13 protein-coding genes are annotated in these 17,113 nt (G+C 66.5%); 6 read left to right on the top strand and 7 right to left on the bottom strand.

From position 1 onward, the window contains the following. Window positions 1-219 precede the first annotated feature (219 nt). Entirely contained in the window at window positions 220-3,201 is a 2,982-nt protein-coding gene (locus ACQPXH_RS02225) for a DNA polymerase III subunit gamma and tau (protein WP_433600683.1), read from the bottom strand. A 465-nt stretch (window positions 3,202-3,666) separates the two neighbouring features. Between ACQPXH_RS02225 and ACQPXH_RS02220 the strand changes: the two genes are divergently transcribed. Together ACQPXH_RS02220 and ACQPXH_RS02215 are read left to right on the top strand one after the other, a co-directional pair. Next, on the top strand, window positions 3,667-4,491 hold the full coding sequence (locus ACQPXH_RS02220; RefSeq protein ID WP_433600682.1) for a hypothetical protein: 825 nt from the start codon (window positions 3,667-3,669) through the stop codon (window positions 4,489-4,491). An 82-nt stretch (window positions 4,492-4,573) separates the two neighbouring features. Next, the gene (locus ACQPXH_RS02215) at window positions 4,574-5,869 is read left to right on the top strand and encodes an ammonium transporter (protein ID WP_433600681.1); all 1,296 of its coding nucleotides are present in this window, start codon (window positions 4,574-4,576) and stop codon (window positions 5,867-5,869) included. Between the two features lie 25 nt (window positions 5,870-5,894). On the opposite strand, the gene ACQPXH_RS02210 is transcribed toward ACQPXH_RS02215, so the two are convergent. Both ACQPXH_RS02210 and ACQPXH_RS02205 read right to left on the bottom strand, forming a co-directional pair. Further along, a complete protein-coding gene (locus ACQPXH_RS02210; RefSeq protein ID WP_433600680.1) occupies window positions 5,895-7,082 on the bottom strand; it encodes a neutral zinc metallopeptidase in 1,188 nt (395 codons plus the stop codon). Window positions 7,083-7,086: 4 nt separating this feature from the next. After that, the gene (locus tag ACQPXH_RS02205) at window positions 7,087-8,250 is read right to left on the bottom strand and encodes a neutral zinc metallopeptidase (protein ID WP_433600679.1); all 1,164 of its coding nucleotides are present in this window, start codon (window positions 8,248-8,250) and stop codon (window positions 7,087-7,089) included. A gap of 208 nt (window positions 8,251-8,458) precedes the next feature. Between ACQPXH_RS02205 and ACQPXH_RS02200 the strand changes: the two genes are divergently transcribed. After that, window positions 8,459-10,069: a DUF2207 family protein gene (locus ACQPXH_RS02200; protein ID WP_433600678.1), complete on the top strand. Its 1,611-nt coding sequence runs from the start codon at window positions 8,459-8,461 to the stop codon at window positions 10,067-10,069. Window positions 10,070-10,203: 134 nt separating this feature from the next. Beyond that, window positions 10,204-11,139 carry a hypothetical protein gene (locus tag ACQPXH_RS02195; RefSeq protein ID WP_433600677.1) on the top strand — a complete coding sequence of 312 codons (936 nt, stop codon included), beginning with the start codon at window positions 10,204-10,206 and terminating at the stop codon, window positions 11,137-11,139. A gap of 23 nt (window positions 11,140-11,162) precedes the next feature. Here the strand turns inward: ACQPXH_RS02195 and ACQPXH_RS02190 are convergent, their stop codons facing one another. The 3 genes from ACQPXH_RS02190 to ACQPXH_RS02180 all read right to left on the bottom strand — a co-directional run bounded on the left by ACQPXH_RS02190 (window position 11,163) and on the right by ACQPXH_RS02180 (window position 14,200). Beyond that, the gene (locus ACQPXH_RS02190; RefSeq protein WP_433600676.1) at window positions 11,163-12,428 is read right to left on the bottom strand and encodes an ROK family protein; all 1,266 of its coding nucleotides are present in this window, start codon (window positions 12,426-12,428) and stop codon (window positions 11,163-11,165) included. Window positions 12,429-12,779: 351 nt separating this feature from the next. Continuing rightward, entirely contained in the window at window positions 12,780-13,493 is a 714-nt protein-coding gene (locus ACQPXH_RS02185; protein WP_433600675.1) for a hypothetical protein, read from the bottom strand. Between the two features lie 113 nt (window positions 13,494-13,606). Continuing rightward, on the bottom strand, window positions 13,607-14,200 hold the full coding sequence (locus ACQPXH_RS02180; RefSeq protein WP_433600674.1) for an HhH-GPD-type base excision DNA repair protein: 594 nt from the start codon (window positions 14,198-14,200) through the stop codon (window positions 13,607-13,609). 195 nt (window positions 14,201-14,395) lie between these two features. Between ACQPXH_RS02180 and ACQPXH_RS02175 the strand changes: the two genes are divergently transcribed. Together ACQPXH_RS02175 and ACQPXH_RS02170 are read left to right on the top strand one after the other, a co-directional pair. Then, window positions 14,396-15,202 carry a methyltransferase domain-containing protein gene (locus tag ACQPXH_RS02175; protein WP_433600673.1) on the top strand — a complete coding sequence of 269 codons (807 nt, stop codon included), beginning with the start codon at window positions 14,396-14,398 and terminating at the stop codon, window positions 15,200-15,202. A 2-nt stretch (window positions 15,203-15,204) separates the two neighbouring features. Continuing rightward, entirely contained in the window at window positions 15,205-15,642 is a 438-nt protein-coding gene (locus tag ACQPXH_RS02170; protein ID WP_433600672.1) for an SRPBCC family protein, read from the top strand. Between the two features lie 50 nt (window positions 15,643-15,692). Here the strand turns inward: ACQPXH_RS02170 and ACQPXH_RS02165 are convergent, their stop codons facing one another. Next, window positions 15,693-16,982, bottom strand: coding sequence for an aminotransferase class I/II-fold pyridoxal phosphate-dependent enzyme (locus ACQPXH_RS02165; protein ID WP_433600671.1), 1,290 nt, complete (start codon window positions 16,980-16,982; stop codon window positions 15,693-15,695). Between the last annotated feature and the right edge of the window lie 131 nt (window positions 16,983-17,113).

The raw sequence follows: 17,113 nt of genomic DNA, 5'->3' as shown, positions 1-17,113 counted from the left end.
GAACATTCGTCCGTCCATGCGAGTGACTCGCCGATCGGTCCGGAGACCGACCGTCCTGACGCTGTACAAAAGTCGACAAGCAGCGGCGATGACGAGTTCCAGATACCCGCATGCCTCCGCATACCATAGAACTTCGCCACACCGCGGCTCGCGGCCACCCGTTCATACTACCGTGGTGTGCGAACTCCGGTTAACTTAACGTCTTGTGAACGAGGGTTGTCAACCATCCAGCCGTGTGGCACCCAGCTCACTTTTGAGCAATTCCAAGGCCACCTCATCCGGGTCGCGTCGATCCCCTGGCGCCACCGGGGTCTGCGATTCGGCCAGCATCTCCCGTTCCTCCTCCGGCGTGGAGGGCGGCGGAACGCCATCGATCGGCGCGTAATCCATCGGACCCGGGTCATCCGGGAGATCCGGGAAGTCGGGCGGCGGAATATCGTCGTCGCCGCGGAACGACCGCGCGTCACTACTCGGTGCGGGCCGCCGACCAGGGCCCGCCGCTGGATCGGCGGCCGCCGCCCTGGCCTGACTCGGCCGCGAGAACCGCGGCGGCGTAGGCGCATCCGAAGCGCGTCCGGCCGCAGTGCCGGATTCGCGTCCCGGCGCACCAACAGCCTGCCCTGCCTGACCACGCCCCCGACTCGCCTTCGGCGCGGCAGCCGCGGGCCGAGGCGCGGCGCCGCCCGCTTCCCAGCGCACCGGATGATCGCTGCCGAGCACGGCCCGCACCGCCGACCGCACCGCCTCCACATTCCGTGGATCGGACAACCGCTGCGCCAACGGCGCATGCTGATGCGCGAATACGATCACCTCCCCTTCGATCCGCGCCACCGAGGCCCCCGACAGCAACGCCTGCACGGTAGGCCCGAACTCCCGAACTTTCGCCCGAATCTCCGCCCAGGCCCCCTCCACCGCCCGCAACAAATCCCCATCCCCCTGCCCACCGGCCTGCTCAGCGAGACCGTGCGCACCGCTGTCCTGCGCGGGACCTTGCACGCTCCCCCGCTGCCCGGAAACACCTTCAGAAACACCTTGTGCGCCGTCCTCCGGCGCCGCACCACCTGCGGCCCGATCCGCGACACCTCGCTCCGACGGTTGCACCGCGGCGTCGTGGTGTCCTGCGGCACCCGCACCACCGGTCTGTTTGCTCGCTTGCGCCGCACCGGCCGTGGACGCCGCCCGATCGGTGGCAGCCTGGTCGGGCTGCCGAGCCGAAATCGACTGCGCAACTTCTGAATTGGCCGGTGCTCGGCCCTCACCAGCCGCCGCGGCCCCCGGGTAGTCGCGCTCTCGCGGCGCAGTTGTCTCGGAGACCTCCTGCGTCCCTTCGGATTCCAGCAATCCGGCGGCAGCCTGCGAACCCGCGTCGCCCGCCGGGTCGGCCACACCTCGACCGGGTGCGGCGGCTCGATTCGCAGATTCGACGCCTGAAGAGGCGAAAGCCTCACGTGTGGCATCGCGTGCTTGTCCCGCAGACGCCGCATCGACGGGTGCGCCGCTCGTCCCAGCCGAGGCATCTACTCCGGCCGACTCTGCCGTACCAACCTGTCCAGTGCTCGAACCCCGATCGACAGCCGTGCGATCGGCACCCGCCCGCGTATCGCCGCGCTCGTCCGGCACGAAAGCGAATCCGGCTCCCGCTTCGGCGTGCCCTGCGGCTGCGCCCTGCTCTGCGGAATGCTGGTGGGCGGCCGAAGCCGCTGGCACCGATGAGGGCTGTGTTGCCGCAGCGCTCGGTCCGACCGCGGGATCCGGCCCACCGGACAAACCCGCTGGACCGACACCATGTTCAGCGGTCGAGTGCTGATCAACAGCCGCTGCCCGCTCTGCAGGCAGGCTCTGCGCCGGGCTACCAGCCTGCGCCGGAGCGCTCGCCGGGCTCGCGCCTGCGCGGGTGGCGCCCTTTTCGCGGCGGGCGGCCGCGAGCAGTTCCGCGCCTCGGCGGCGGGGAGGTTCGTCGGACGAACGCGGCGGTGCCGATTGTGCCGGGGCTTCGGGCTGCGGCGGAGCGGATGGGGCCGCGGCGGTGCGCGGCGCCAGTGCTCCGGTGGCTATGCCGCGTTCGAGCCGCTCCAGGCGTTGCAGGGTTGCGGATTCGGCGTCGGAGACCGATGGGAGGAGCATGCGGGCGCAGACGATCTCGAGCAGGAGGCGCGGGGCGGTGGCGCCGCGCATTTCGCCGAGCCCATCGTGCAGGAGTTCGGCGTGCCGGGCCAGGGTGGCCGGGCCGGTGCGTTCGGCCTGTTCGCGCATGCGGTCCAGGACATCGCCGGGGCCGGAGACCAGACCGCGGTCGGCGGCATCGGGGACAGCTTGCAGCAGGATCAGGTCGCGCAGACGTTCCAGCAGGTCGACGGCGAAGCGGCGCGGATCGTGACCCGCCTCCATGACACGGTCGATGGTGCCGAAGAGGGCAGCGCCATCGCCGGCGGCGAGCGCGTCGATCGCATCGTCGATCAGCGCGACATCGGTGACACCGAGCAGCGAAACCGCCCGCGAATAGGTGACGCCCTCGGGACCGGCGCCCGCAAGCAGTTGATCGAGCACGCTCAGGCTGTCGCGCGGCGACCCACCGCCCGCGCGAATCACCAACGGATACACCGCTTCCTCGACCGGCACCTGCTCCTGCTCGCAGATCTTGCCGAGCAGTCCGCGCATGGTGGCAGGCGGCAGCAGCCGGAACGGATAGTGGTGCGTGCGGGACCGGATGGTGGGCAGCACCTTGTCCGGCTCGGTGGTGGCGAAGATGAAGATCAGATGGGCCGGCGGCTCCTCGACGATCTTGAGCAGCGCATTGAACCCGGCCGTGGTGACCATATGCGCCTCGTCGACGATGAACACCCGGTACCGCGACTCCGCGGGCGCGTAGAAGGCTCGATCGCGCAGTTCGCGAGTGTCGTCGACGCCGCCGTGACTCGCGGCGTCCAGTTCGATCACATCCAGATTCCCCGGACCGCCCGGTCCCAGCGCCACACAGGACGGGCAGACGCCACACGGTGTCGAGGTCGGGCCCTGCACACAGTTCAACGAGCGCGCGAGGATGCGCGCCGAGGAGGTCTTGCCGCAGCCCCGGGGACCGGAGAACAGATAGGCATGACTGATGCGACCGGTGTCGAGTGCGGTACTCAGCGGGTCGGTGACGTGCTCCTGACCCACCACTTCAGCGAACGTTGCCGGTCGGTATTTCCGGTACAGAGCCACGGCCAGAGGTTACCGGCGCCCACCGACAAAGCGCATTCCCCTCGACCGACAGGCCGGGCGTGGCGCGATGCCGGGCATTTCGCGACAGTGATGTGATGTAGATCACAGGATGCTCGAATCTTCATTGGCCCCCACTGATCAGCGCCGAAGGCGGCAAAGTCGGAGCAATCGAAGATCGAGAATGGACGAACACTGAATTTTGCCGCCCGTCCAGTGCACTTCGCGGCGATTAGTTGAACTCGCGCCCCGGTTCTGGAGCTATTTGCGGAGATAACGAATCAATCAACGTGCATGACATGACGCAATCGCCTGGCTACCGTAGTTCTCGGCAACTTCGGTAGCCAAACCTTCATCAGGTTGGTGGCCCCGGCCGGTCCCTCATCCCGACCGGGGCACAACCTGAAATCCACAATTCCGGCGCTTTTCGCCGAACTCACACCACTTCCACCGGAGGAAATTTCCACCGTGCCGTCGTGTGACGATATTGCCGCCGCCTGGCTTTCGAGCACCGATTTCGCCGATGACCATGCCGCCGTCGACCTGCTCAGCCGGGCGATCAGCCCCCAGGACTTCGCGATCAAGCGCGATTCGCTACCGGTGGCCGCTGCCGCCGATCCGTCGACCGCGGCCGCCATCCTCGAACTACTGGAACGCGGCCAGGTGCCGACCATGGCGGCGATTCGCACCCTCACAGCGCAGAACGAGATGCGCCGGGAGGCCGAACGCATCGAACGCCTCGGCCGTCGGGCCCAGCGCAGCATCGACGACTTCGGCCGTGTACTCGCCCGGCTGGCCGAGGACCATTGGCTCGCGCACGGCGCAGGTCCCACCCGACGTGATGTACTGCAGTCCGAACCGGTGATGACACTGATCCGGGACCGGATCGGCGATATCGCCCCGTCCGCGGTGAAACACCTGTGGTTGGTCGAGCGCGCACAGCGCGCAGGCTGGATCGCCTCCAATGCCAATGCCGGATCGCTTTGCGCTGCGCGACGTTTCTACTCCGCCAAGTACGGCAATCGGGTCTCGCTGCGACCGGTCAATACCATCGGCACGATCGTCGCGACCTACCTGCGCGACTATCTGGCCGAAAATGACCGCGCGCCGCGCTGGTCGACTCTCGCCCACGACCTGCGCGACGATCGCGGCCGCCGGCTCTTCCACGACACCGCCGACGCGCGCATCCAGCGCCGGTGGCTCACCACCGCCGAATGGATGGCCGAGAGCGACGACCTTCCGGTGCCCGGGCGACGCGGTCTGCGTGCCTTGGCCAAGAAGGCGCGGCGCTGAACTGTCTGGGCCGACGCCCAGCGACGGTGTGAGGATTCGGTAACTTCTTCGCAACGCATGCAAGCGTGGAAGGAGTTACCTCGTGTCCTCAACCATCGATCCCGCGGCAACTGCCTGGCTGCTCGTCAGCACGGCCATGGTGCTGCTGATGACGCCCGCGCTGGCGATTTTCTATGGCGGGATGGTGCGCTCGACCGGTGTACTCAACATGCTGATGATGAACTTCATCGCGATCCCGCTGGTGACCGTGGTGTGGCTGCTGGCCGGTTACAGCCTGGCCTTCGGCGAGGACGCGGGTGGCGGTCTGATCGGTAATCTCGGCCACTTCGGGATGGCGGGCATCGATCCGAATTCCGTTCACGGCACCGTCCCGGAACTGCTGTTCGCCACCTTCCAGCTGACCTTCGCCATCCTGACCGCGGCACTGGTCAGCGGCGCGATCGCGGACCGCGCGAAATTCGCGGGCTGGATGGTGTTCGTGCCGCTGTGGGCGCTTGTGGTCTATGTGCCGATCGCGCACTGGGTGTGGGGACCGGACGGCTGGCTGGCCTCCTTCGGCGCGCTCGACTACTCGGGCGGCATGGTCGTCGAGATTGCCTCCGGCGCCTCGGCGCTGGCGCTGGCCCTTGTGCTCGGCCCGCGCATCGGCTTCAAGATCGATGCGATGCGTCCGCACAACCTGCCGTTCGTACTGCTGGGGGCGGGTCTGCTCTGGTTCGGCTGGTTCGGTTTCAATGCCGGGTCGGCACTATCGGCGAATGGTATTGCGGCAGCGGTATTCCTGAACACTCTGGTCGCGGGCTGTCTGGGCATGCTCGGCTGGCTCGGGGTCGAGCAGATCCGCGACGGTCGGCCGACCACCTTCGGTGCGGCCTCGGGCGTGGTTGCCGGTCTGGTCGCGATCACACCTTCGTGCGGTTCGGTGAATACGCTCGGATCGCTCATCGTCGGTCTGGCCGCGGGTGTGGTGTGTTCGTTCGCGGTCGGCTGGAAATTCAAGGCCGGCTACGACGATTCCCTCGATGTGGTCGGCGTGCACTTCGTCGGCGGCATCGTCGGCACGCTGCTGATCGGACTGTTGGCCAACCAGGTGATGACCGGTGGTGTCGAGGGCCTGTTCTACGGCGGCGGACTCGCGCAGTTCGGCAAGCAACTGGTCGGCGTGCTGGTGGTCGCGGCGTATGCGTTCGCCGTCTCCTTCGTGCTCGGCAAGGCCATCGACCGGTTCCTCGGATTCCGGGTCAGCAAGGAAGACGAGTCCGCGGGCATCGACTTCGCACTGCATGCGGAGACCGCATATGCCGAAGGCGTGCACGGACATGCGCCGCGCCGCTTGGGCGAGGGACACTTCGGGCAGACGCCGGGTGGCGATCACTGATCCACCGGGGGCACGAAAGCGCTAGCTAGGACACCTCGTCCGACGACATATTCCATGTGTTGCACTGAAATGTCCTGTCGTAGTTCTGGCCTTGCTCGAACCACGCCCCGTAGTGCTGGGTGGTGCCGTGATCGCGGGCATCGCCGGATTTATCTCCACGCCCGTACTGATCCGCTGTCGTTCTGTTCTGCGCCGCTTTGTCGAATGCGCCATCGACGACCGAGGTGCCGACATACATTCCGGCAAAGCACTGCGCCTCCAACTCCATGCGACGCGACAGTTCCAGCCCGAGCGCGCTGCGCGCTCCCGCGTCGGAACGCTGACTGCTCATTGCCTGGGTGATGCCGGAGATCGCCTGCACGTGATGGCCGTATTCGTGCGCGAAAACCGTCAGGTAGACGACCGTGTCGTTGCCGTACCGCTCGATCTGGATTTTGTCCAGAGGCATGTAGATCGTGTGGTTCGCCGAACAATAAAATGCTGCCCAATTGGCACTGCCGGAGCCGCATGGTGACGCCGCGTCCGCCCCGCGTGCCGGCACGCTCACAGCCGGGCTGGAGTACGGCAGGTCGGCGCCTTGTAGCGCGGGACGCCATTTCTTGTCGAGGCAGGCTGCGGCCGCCTGAAAGAATCGGGTGGCCGCCTCGACAGTCGCGGACCAGGCCGGATAACTGCACTCGGCATTGACCACACCCGCGGCGCTGTCACTGAACAGCGGGTTGTCACCGGTTTTGGCGACCGGTTGCGGCCCAGCGGGTTTCGTCGTCGTCGGCGCGGCGGCGCGACTGGTGGTCGCCGCTGCGCGCGATGTCGGGCTCGGCGAGGAGGTCGATGAAGTCGGCGGAGTGTAGGTGTAGCTCGGCGTAGGCGGCGTGTAGGCCGACGGGCGGTGCCGCTTGTTCTCCTCATCGGCCGAAATCGCCGATGAGACAAGCAGTCCGACGACCACGACGATGACCGTCAGCACACCGAGCAGTGCACTGAGCCCAGCACTCGTACTCCGGCGTCGCGGCGGGTGCGGGCGCGGCGGATATCCCGGCCGCTGATACGGCATCGGCGGACCGTACGGCGTCGCGTAGGGCGGAGGAGGACCGGATGGATAACCCTGTGGCGTGCCATATCCCGGCGGTTGCTGATATCCGGGTGCGGATTGATATCCGGGCAACGGCTGGTAGCCGGGCGGCGAACCATAGCCGTAGGGCGGCTGCGTCATCTGGTCACGACACCGAACTGGCCGACGCGGTGAACGTATTGCACTGTGCCGCACGGTCTTTGTCCACGCCGATCTCGAACCACGTACCACCGTTGTCCGCGGTCCCGTGATCGCGCATATCGCCGCGCTGGTCACCGCGGCCGTGGGCGTCGCGGCGGGCGAGGGTGATCTGCGCCGTGGTCAGCGAACCGCCATTGGCCGAAGAGCCGAGATACATGCCGTCGAAGCAGTTGGCCTGCAACTCGATTCGACGCGAGAGCTCCAAGCCCTTCTCACTGCGCACGCCCGCGTCGACGCGATCGCTATTGGCCTTGCGCAGGATTCCGGCCATCGCCTGCACGTGGTGACCGTATTCGTGGGCGAAGACCGACAGGTAGACGATCCAGTTGTCCTTGAACAGATCGGTCTGCAGCTGACTGAGCGGCATATAGATCGTCTTGTTCGCCGGGCAGTAGAACGCGGCGAAATTACTCGTGGAGCCGGTGCACGGCGTGGTGATGCCGTCCGTGCTCGCACTGACATTCAGTGTCGGCGACTGGAACGGCAGATTCTTCTGTGCCAGCACGGGTTTCCACGCCGACTCCAGGCAGCTCGCGGCGGTCTCGAAGAACTTGCGCGCGGTGTCCACCTGTGTGCTCCACGGTGCGTACGAGCACTTCGCCGGGATCAAGGTGGTGTTCGGATCGGTCAGCAGCGGGTTGGTTCCGGTCTCCGATACGCCGCCGTTCGAATCCGGCGTATAGGTCATGCTCGGGCCGGGGCCCGACGCGGTGTTGCTGAGCCTGCCGTGCGAAAACGCACCACGCACCAAGCCACCCGCGACCACGAAGACGATGATCAACAGCAGCGCGATCCACCCGCCGCCGCCCTTGCGCTTCTGCGGTGGACGTCCGGGTGGGCCGTAGGGCGTCGGTGGCGGCATGGGCGCGCGCTGTCCGTATCCGGGCGCCGGATAACCGGGCTGCTGGCCATAACCCGGCGGCGGACCATATCCGGGTTGGCCGTAACCGGGCGGATAACCGGGCTGCTGACCATATCCGGGCTGACCATAAACGGGCTGCCCCGGCGCAGGACGGTATCCGGGCTGCCCATACGCCGAACCGGGACGCGGCGGAACCGGTTGTCCACCAGACGGAACCGGCCCGTAGCCGTACGGTGGTTGGGTCACGTCCCCCGTACCCCCTCATCTCATGATCGCCTGCGGTATTGAATTTGCGGCGCTCCCGGGACCCTTCGTGGGCCCGCCCGTCACCCACCACCACCCTCAACGGGGCGGCTGGCGGCCGACTGTACCTATCCGAGCGCTACCGCCTGCGGGCCCGTCGCTCGCGCCGGGCTGCTGACGCAGCTTAGCAACTTGTCTAGAGTAGGCAGCCATGCTGACTTTTCGGGGGGGCGCCGCGAGCGCGCTGCTTCTCGCCGCTGCGGGAATGCTGGCCGCCGCACCGATTGCCCACACGGAGCCCGCAACCGATGGTGTCGATATTGTCGCGGATCTGAAACTGAGCCGCGAGGGTGTCCTCGAGGTCACCGAGAAGGTGACGGTCCCCGCCGACAGCGGCTTCAAAATGACGCTGCCGCTGCGCCTCAAGGTCGGCGACGATGTCGAACGCGTCTTCAAAGTCACCGATGTCGATACCAAAGGCCCCGGCACCGCGACGGTCGCGAACGATCTGTTCACCATCGATGCCAAGCCGGGCGAATCGACGTTCACCTACGCGATCCACAACACGGTCAGCGACGCACCCGGTACCCAGGTCTTCCGCTGGCTCGGCACCATCAATGCCGATGTCGCATCGATCGATGCATCCCTGATCAGCCCGAGCTACGAAATGGGCGTGGTGGATTGCAAATTGGGCCCGCCCGGCAATCTGCGCCAGTGCTCCGATCTGCAGATCGAGGCGGACGGAGTGCTCTACTGGCGCCAGACCGACCTGCGCAAGGGCGACAATATCGACCTGACCCTGCAGCTGCCGCCCGGCACGGTGCCCGCCAACGCCGATATTCGCGACAACAGCGAGGCCGGCGCCTTCTCCTTCACGACTCCGGTACTCGTCGCATTCGGTGTGCTGCTGCTCGCACTGGCCGCGATGGCGGGCTACGTGGTCGAGACCAGGCGGAAAAACGCCGCTGCCACAGCCGGTTCGGCGACGATCGATCCGCTGCTGCGCGACGGTACGCGGGTCCAGTTCACCTCTCCGGAGGGCATCCTGCCCGGCGAGGCGGGCGTCTTGCTCGACGAACATGCCGATCCGAGCGATATCGCCGCGACGGTGATCGACCTCGCCGTGCGCCGGTACATCTGGATCACGCCCGTCAGCGATAGCGATTGGCGCATCGACCGGGTGAACGCACCCGATGACCAGCTGCGCGCTTACGAGAAGGCGGTTTACCGCGCATTGCTGCCGGACGGCACCGATTCGGTGACCGTCGGCGAGTTGCGCGCGCCGGGACGCCTGCAGTCCCAAACGGTGCGCAGCGCAATGCTCGCCGATGCGGTCGAACGCGGCGCGTTCATCGATCGGGCCCACATCGGATTGCCGATCCTGGTGGGTGGGGCACTGATCGTCGCCGGTATCGCCGCGACCATCGCTCTGGCGCTCACCTCGGGCAGCGCACTGGTCGGCGTCGCGATCCTGCTCGCCGGCGTCGCGGCGGTCCTGCTGCCGCGATTCCTACCGGTGCGCACGGCCCAGGGCCGCGAACTCGTCGGCCAGATCCGCGCACTGCAGCGCGGCCTCGACGCGACCACCCGCGACCAGATCCCGCCCGCCGACCAGGAATTGGTCTTCTCCCGTGCGCTGCCGTTCATGGTGATCGGCGGCCGCGCCGACAACTGGATCCGCACCTTCCGCGACCTGAACCCCGCCGCCGACTCCCAGCCCGGCCTGTACTGGTTCGGCACCTTCGAACGCGACCGCAACCTGCAACGCTTCGCAGGCCACTTCCCCTACTTCATCACCGCCCTCGAAGCTCTCTTCACGTAAGTCCTCGGAGCAGCCAGCGAGCCGAGCAACTTCGTCGGCAGCAGTCCACCGATCGCGGAAGACCAGCCGCTCGGGCCTCGTTGTGGTTGCATTGCTCCCGGCCGCTCGTTTGCGTGTCCGGATGGGAGAGTGCGATGGAGTCGGAGCTGGCGACCATCGATCTGAACAAGACATTCGCGCAACGGTTTTGGTATCCGATCAGCATTGTGGTGGTGACGGTGGCCGCCGCCGGTGCCGGCTGGCTCGTTGTCGGCGGACTGGACCGCGGCCGGCATGCGCCGTTCAGCGACGGGCCCGCATACGCCCTGTGGCGCATAATGATCGGGATCACCGTCGCGATGGCGTTTGCGGGAACGCTTTTCACCGTTCCGATGCTGCGTGAACTTCGCGCCAGATATCCAAGCGCCAGCTTGTCCGCACTCACCGCGCTGTACCTGCTGACCATCGCGGGAACCGCCGCGATGCCGCTGATGTTCTGGGGCCGGCTTCAACCGAGTGCGGTGCGGATCGGCATCGCGCTCGTGCTTGTCGCCGTCGCGATGTGGCCGGCGGTCGCGGTCATTTGGATTGTGCGCGCACGGGTTCGGTTCATCGCAGTTCAGCCACTGGACACGCTCGCGGCGACGACCGCACATCGGATCGAGGAAATCAGATCGCTGCGCGCCGCCCTGATCACGGCTCTGACCATCCTGGCGATGGTCGTCTCGATCAGCGTGCTCAATACCGGTCAGCTCCGCAATGCGCGGATCGCCGCCGGCACGGCAGCCGAAATTCCGCCCACCTATGCCCTGTTGTACGGGGCGGTGCTCGCCGGACTGCTGGGAATCCTTTTCGTTCCGGTACATCTGTCCTGGCAGGCGGCCGGTGCGCGGATCCTCGACGCGTCGTATCCCATCGTTCGTACCGACGCTTCGGGCGTTCCGCAACTGCCCGATGACGAGTGGACCGCCGGACGTAATCGACTCACTGAGCTGATAGGCCTCGCCAATACGGCGACAGCACAATTCCGAGCGGCGTTCACGACGTTGGCGCCGTTCCTGACCGGTCTTCTCGCCTACTTCCTGAAGTAGGCGAGAAACCTGCAGGCGAATTGTCAGTCGTTCAGCGCTGTGCGGCGGATGGCGGCGAGGGGGTCGGCGTAGATGGCGCTGAGTGAGGTGACCACTGCTGCGAATTCCTGCACCTTGCCGCCGAATCCGCTGATACGGATGTCGGTCGGGGGGAGTTGGGAGGACTGGGTGAAGGCGCGGGCGACGTGGGCGACCGCGGGGCGGTAGCCGGTGAAGGCCTGGCCGCCGAGGATCACCCGGTCCGGGTTGAGCATGTCACGGACCATCGCGACGGTGTGTCCGAGGATGGTGGCGCGCTCGGCGAGCAACTCCTGCGCATCCGCCGCGCCCGCCTCTGCGGCGCGGTACAGGTCGGCGATGGTGCTGCCGCCGGTGCCCTTGTGCGCCGGAATGATCCCGCGCCCAACGGCCCTGGCGTGCAGCGACCGATCACCGACGGTCACCTCGAGGCAGCCGCGCCGTCCGCAGGTGCATTGGACATCGGAGCCGGTCGGGAAGTGCGCGATCGAACCGGGTCCGCTGCTGGGGGTATGCACCCGGCCGTCCAAAGTCACCGCGATACCGGCGGTTTCGCGAACGTAGAAGTACAGGCTGCTGCCGGGACCAGTGGTCCCACGCGGCTCGCCGGTCGGCAACAGCAGTTCCGACGCGGCCATCGCTTCGACGTGCGGCGCAACCGAGACCGGCAGCTCGAGCACCTCGCCGAGCACCGAACCGACCTGCGCCCCTTGCCAAGCCAGCTTGGGATGATCGACGACACCGGTCGCGGCATCGACCCGGCCACCGATCGCCACACCGGCCCAGAGCGGTTTGCGCCGATGCCAGCGCTGCAGGAAGGCCTTGGCGCTGCGCGCGACGGTCGTGGTCGCGAAGTCCTGACCGGTTTGCGGCGTCGCGATCGCCAGCCCGCCGAGGATGCGCCCGCGCAGATCGGCTGCGACGATCTTGGTGACCGCGGCGCCGATGTGGATGCCGAGGGTCAGATAGGCCTCGTGGTCGATTTCGAAAGGCACCCGCGGACGGCCGACCGCACCCGATGCGGTCAGGTCGGGGCGCTCGCGCAGCAGTCCGGCGGCCAATAGCGCCGAAACTTGGCGGTTGACCGTCGCGATGCTCAAACCCGTTGTGCGCGCGGCATTGTCACGGGAAACCGGACCGCCGGTCGCGGCGCGCAGCACGGCTGCGGCCGGATTGTCGGCGATGCGGAGTTCCGGCGCGACAACGGGGCGCTGGACACGGACACGACCGGTTACGACCCTGGAGCCGGATCGATCAAGGGTGAGGGACATATGAAGATTCCTTGCTGAAGTCCCGTACCACGGGACGTGCCTACACGTGCGGCGGCGGGGCAGCGCACGAGCCGAAACAGCGGCTCAGCTGCAGCAGGAACAACACAGTTCGCGAGTCAACGGCAGTCGCAGACCCAGCGCGGCGGTCACGTAAGTGACCCGCAGTGCGGTCGGACGGCTCGAAGACATGGGATCAAAGTTAACACCGAAATCGCCGCGCACCAAGCCCCATCAGCGGAGCGGGAACTCCTCGGCCCGGCCTTCCCCCGGCCACAGGAAGGCCCCGCCCAGTCGAGAGGTACTGGGCGGGGCCTGTTTCCGTGGCGACGGTGGGCACGGATGCCGTGCGACCTACTTGGCCGGGACGAACGGCTGGTTGATGGTGGTGAAGTACTGAATCGCCGCACCGATCGCGACCGGCGCGGTCACGAGAATCTGACCGGCCAGGGTGCCGAGGGCACCGACGGCGATGATGCCGCCGAGGCAGCCGATGGCGGCGGCCGGAATGAACGGACCGAACAGACCGACGATGGTCGCCGAGGCGACCGTGGCACCGGCGATACCGCCGAGCACGCAGCCCGCCGCACCGCCGATGAGACCGCCGACCAGCGTGCCGATGGTGGCCGCCGCCGAAACGGTGCTCGTCAGACGGGTCCAGGCCGCGACCTCACGGTCGTATGGGGTCTTCCAGGGGGCCTGGTCCTCGTAGGGCAGCGCGATCGGCTGGTAGACCGCGTGTTCGCGATCGATTTGCGGGGTCAATGTCGCGGTGCGATCGGAAATCTGTGCGGCGATAGGGAATTCGAAGTCGTCGATCCGGAACCGCAGCGGGGTGCCCGCGAGCACGGTGCCATCGGCGGCCTTGATCTCGAAGACATCGCCCTCGACCGCCAGCGAACCCGCGTCGGTCTTGACAATCGATGAATCGCCTACCGCTTCGGCGGTGAAATTGATTGCGCTATCGTCGCTTTCGGTCGTGGCCGGGGCGGCGACCGAGGTGCCCGCGGCCACACCGGTCGCCATGGTCACCAGCGCCGCGACGACGGCGAGTTTCCTCATCTTCATGTACTGCGTTCCCTCATCTAGGTGTTGCTACCGAGGGAAAAGCATCGGCGAGAACTCAATCGGGCACGAGGGAAAAATGCAGACAGATTCGAATAGGCAAACCCGGAGCGACCTCAGGACTTCTTGGCCGCCGCCTTCATCTGCTTCTTGAAAGCCCTTACTTCCAAAAGGGATTCGCCGTCGACGATATCGGCGGCCGAGCGCCGTGAGCCCGTTTCGGAGTAGGTGCCCGCCGCCGCTTCCCACCCCTTCGGCTGCACACCGAGTTGCTTGCCGAGCAGGGCGAGGAAGATCCTGGCCTTCTGATCGCCGTAACCCGGCAGTTCCTTCAAACGGCGCAGCACCTCTTTGCCGTCCGGATCGCCCTGGGTCCAGATGCGTTCGGTCCTGCCGTCGTAATGCTCGACCACATAGCGCGCGAGTTCCTGGGTGCGGCGAGCCATGGACCGGCCGTAGCGATGAATGGCGGGCGGGGTCGCGCACAGTTCCTCGAACGCCTCGGTGTCGGCGTCGGCGATCCGCTGAATATCGAAGCCGTCCATGCGGTCGGCGATCTTCTTCGGCCCGCGGAAGGCGTGTTCGAGCGGGAACTGCTGATCGAGCAGCATGCCCGTCAGCAACGCGAAGGAATCCTCGGAAAGGAGTTTGTCCGCCTCCGGCTCCTGGGCGAGACACAGCTTGACAGTCGCGGACTTCGCTTTGGCCACAGGACTTCCTTTCGCTGGTACCGGACTTCTCCGATCATCTCACTCGGAACCGTTGCGTGGTCCGGCCCACCCGGATCGGTGGCCTGTCCGAATCGTGACCCACCTCACAGTCCTGCCGTGCGATGCGGTCGGTGCCGAAGTAGGCTCAGCGCCATGCCTCAGACGACGGCAATACCCAGAGACGGAATCGGGCCCATGAATATGCAGGGGTTGCGCCCGGATCGCTTCGATAGCGCGGGCCAGGATCAGTTGGTCGACGTGCGGGATCTGCAGGCGGCGCTGCCGGGCATCCGCCGACTGCGCACGTGGGCACATGAAGCATTGGCGCTGCAGCCCGGCGAGAGTGCGGTCGATGTCGGATCGGGCACCGGCTCGGAGGTCATCGCCTTCGCGGATGCGGTCGGCCCGACCGGCACCGCGATCGGTGTCGAACCCGATCCACAGCTGCTCGCCTCCGCCGAACGCCGCGCCGAACAGGCCGGTTCGACGGCCAAATTCCATTCCGGCGACGCCTACGGGCTGCCGTTCGGCGCTGAAACCTTCGACGCCGCACTCTGCGAGCGGGTGTTCCAGCACCTGACCGCACCGAGTCGTGCTGCCAACGAGATCGCCAGGGTGCTCACGCCCGGTGGCCGTGTCGTTGTGATGGACAGCGACTGGGGCACGGCAATCGTGCATCCCGGCGACCGTCATGTGGTTCGCGAGGTCGTCGACACCCTGATCGCCGCAACCACCAACCCGTTCTCCGGCCGCAGGTTGCCCGGCCTGCTGACCAAGGCAGGCCTGGTTATCGACGAGATCGGATCGCACGCCCTGGTGCAGGACCGGACAGTCGGCGCGGGCGCGCTGGTCAACCGCATCTCCGCCATGGCGGTCGCGCGCGGTTCCATCACCGAGGCACAGCGTGACCAGCTCATCGCGGATCTGGAACGGGGCGCCGAAACCGGTGACGTCCACCTATCGGTGACCATGTTCGCCGTGCTTGCACATAAACCCCGCTGATCGTGGCCGTCGACGTATCGACCGAGGCGGTGATCGAGTGTCCACGCGCTCAGGTCGCCGCCTTCGCGGGCGATCCGACGAACGCTCCGCGGTGGTACGCCGATATCGACCGCATCGAATGGCAGACCGAGCCGCCGCTGCGGATCGGATCGCGCATGGAATTCGTCGCGCGATTCCTCGGCAGACAACTCGTGTACACCTATGAAGTAGTCGAGTACACACCCGGCGAACGACTCGTAATGCGCACCGCCGAGGGACCCTTCCCGATGGAGACGACCTACACCTGGGCCGACGCCGGACCGGACCGCACCCGAATGACCCTGCGCAACACCGGAATTCCGAGCGGATTCGGCAAGCTGGCCGCACCGATCATGGAGGCGGCGATGCGGCGGGCCAATCGGGCCGATCTGGCACGACTGCGGGCGCTACTAGAGGGTTGAAATACAGTGGGCGCGTATCGGATCCGATACGCGCCCACTGTATTTGCCGACTATTTCTGGAGCAGTTTCTCGGTGGTCGCGAGCAGTACACAGGTGGCCAGACCGTCCATCGCCTTCGCCAGTTCCGGCAGCTGCGGGAAACTGGGGGCGATGCGGATGTTCTTGTCCTCCGGGTCATTCCGGTACGGGAAGGCCGAACCGGCCGCGGTGAGCGCGATGCCGGCATCCTTGGCCAGCGCGATCACCCGGGCCGCGGTGCCCTCCAGGACATCGAGGCTGATGAAGTAGCCGCCCTTCGGCTCGGTCCAGGATGCCACCTTGGACGCGCCGAGCCGATCCTCCAGAATCTTGAGCACCAGTGCGAATTTCGGTTCGAGGATGGCGCGATGCTTCTGCATGTGCGCCCGCACGCCGTCGGCGTCCTTGAAGAACCGCAAGTGACGCAGTTGGTTGATCTTGTCCGGGCCGATGCTCTTCTTCGCCGCGTGGTCGAGGTACCAGCTCAGGTTCGGCGTGGACGCACCGAGGAAGCTCACCCCCGCACCGGCGAAGGTGATCTTCGAGGTGGAGGCGAAAACAATGGGGCGGTTCGGATTTCCGGCCGCGGTGGCCATACCGAGCACATCCAGGACGGGTGCGGCGATATCGGTCAGCGGATGCACCGCGTAGGCGTTGTCCCAGAACAGGCGGAAGTCCGGCGCCGCGGTTGGCATCGAAACCAACTCCTGGACAACCTCTTCGGAGAAGATGACGCCGGTCGGGTTGGAGTAGTTCGGCACCGCCCACAGACCCTTGATCTGCGGATCATCGGCCACCAGTGCGGCGATGGCGTGCACATCCGGTCCGTCGTGACCGATCGGAATCGGAATCATCTCGAAGCCGAGCGCCTCGGTGATCGCGAAGTGCCGGTCGTAGCCTGGGCTCGGGCACAGGAACTTCAGCGTTGGCTCGGCCACCCAGCGCCGCTCGGAATCCGGTGTGCCGTACAGCAATGCGTAGCTGATCACCTCGTGCATCAGCTCCAGGCTGGCGTTATTGCCCGCGATCAGGTTCTCGACCGGAATGCCGAGCAACTCACCGAAGATCGCACGCAATTCCGGGAGACCGTGCAGCCCACCGTAGTTGCGGCAATCAGTGCCGGCGCCGTCCTTGAAATCGCCGGGGCCGGGCAGCGTGAGCAGTTCCGTGGAGAGGTCGAGTTGTTCCGGCGAAGGTTTACCCCTGGTCAGATCCAGTGTGAGCTTCTCGGTCTTGAGCGTCGCGTAATTCGCGGTCTGGGTCTCGTGTTCGGACACGAGCTCCGGGGGGCTCATCAAACCGATCTGCGTTTGCCGGGGCATCCTGAGCAGCCTTTCGAAGCAGCGAAGGGGCGATTGACGTCCGAGCCGATTACCGCGGTCGGACCGCTTGATCCAGCCGAGCGCGTTCGACGTCCGGCGGACCGTGTTCACGTTACCCGGCGGTTGCTCCG

Origin of the sequence: Nocardia sp. CA-135953 (genome assembly GCF_050955735.1) — a bacterium.
Taxonomy (GTDB): domain Bacteria; phylum Actinomycetota; class Actinomycetes; order Mycobacteriales; family Mycobacteriaceae; genus Nocardia.
The sequence above is the reverse complement of the archived record's forward strand: the minus strand, read 5'-3'. Positions and strand labels throughout refer to the sequence as shown.

Coding starts and splice junctions, on each gene's coding strand:
- ACQPXH_RS02210 (WP_433600680.1), bottom strand. CDS start 7,082: ATGACGCAGCCGCCCTACGGCTATGGTTCGCCGCCCGGCTACCAGCCG.
- ACQPXH_RS02200 (WP_433600678.1), top strand. CDS start 8,459: ATGCTGACTTTTCGGGGGGGCGCCGCGAGCGCGCTGCTTCTCGCCGCT.
- ACQPXH_RS02195 (WP_433600677.1), top strand. CDS start 10,204: ATGGAGTCGGAGCTGGCGACCATCGATCTGAACAAGACATTCGCGCAA.
- ACQPXH_RS02190 (WP_433600676.1), bottom strand. CDS start 12,428: ATGTCCCTCACCCTTGATCGATCCGGCTCCAGGGTCGTAACCGGTCGT.
- ACQPXH_RS02185 (WP_433600675.1), bottom strand. CDS start 13,493: ATGAAGATGAGGAAACTCGCCGTCGTCGCGGCGCTGGTGACCATGGCG.
- ACQPXH_RS02175 (WP_433600673.1), top strand. CDS start 14,396: ATGAATATGCAGGGGTTGCGCCCGGATCGCTTCGATAGCGCGGGCCAG.
- ACQPXH_RS02165 (WP_433600671.1), bottom strand. CDS start 16,982: ATGCCCCGGCAAACGCAGATCGGTTTGATGAGCCCCCCGGAGCTCGTG.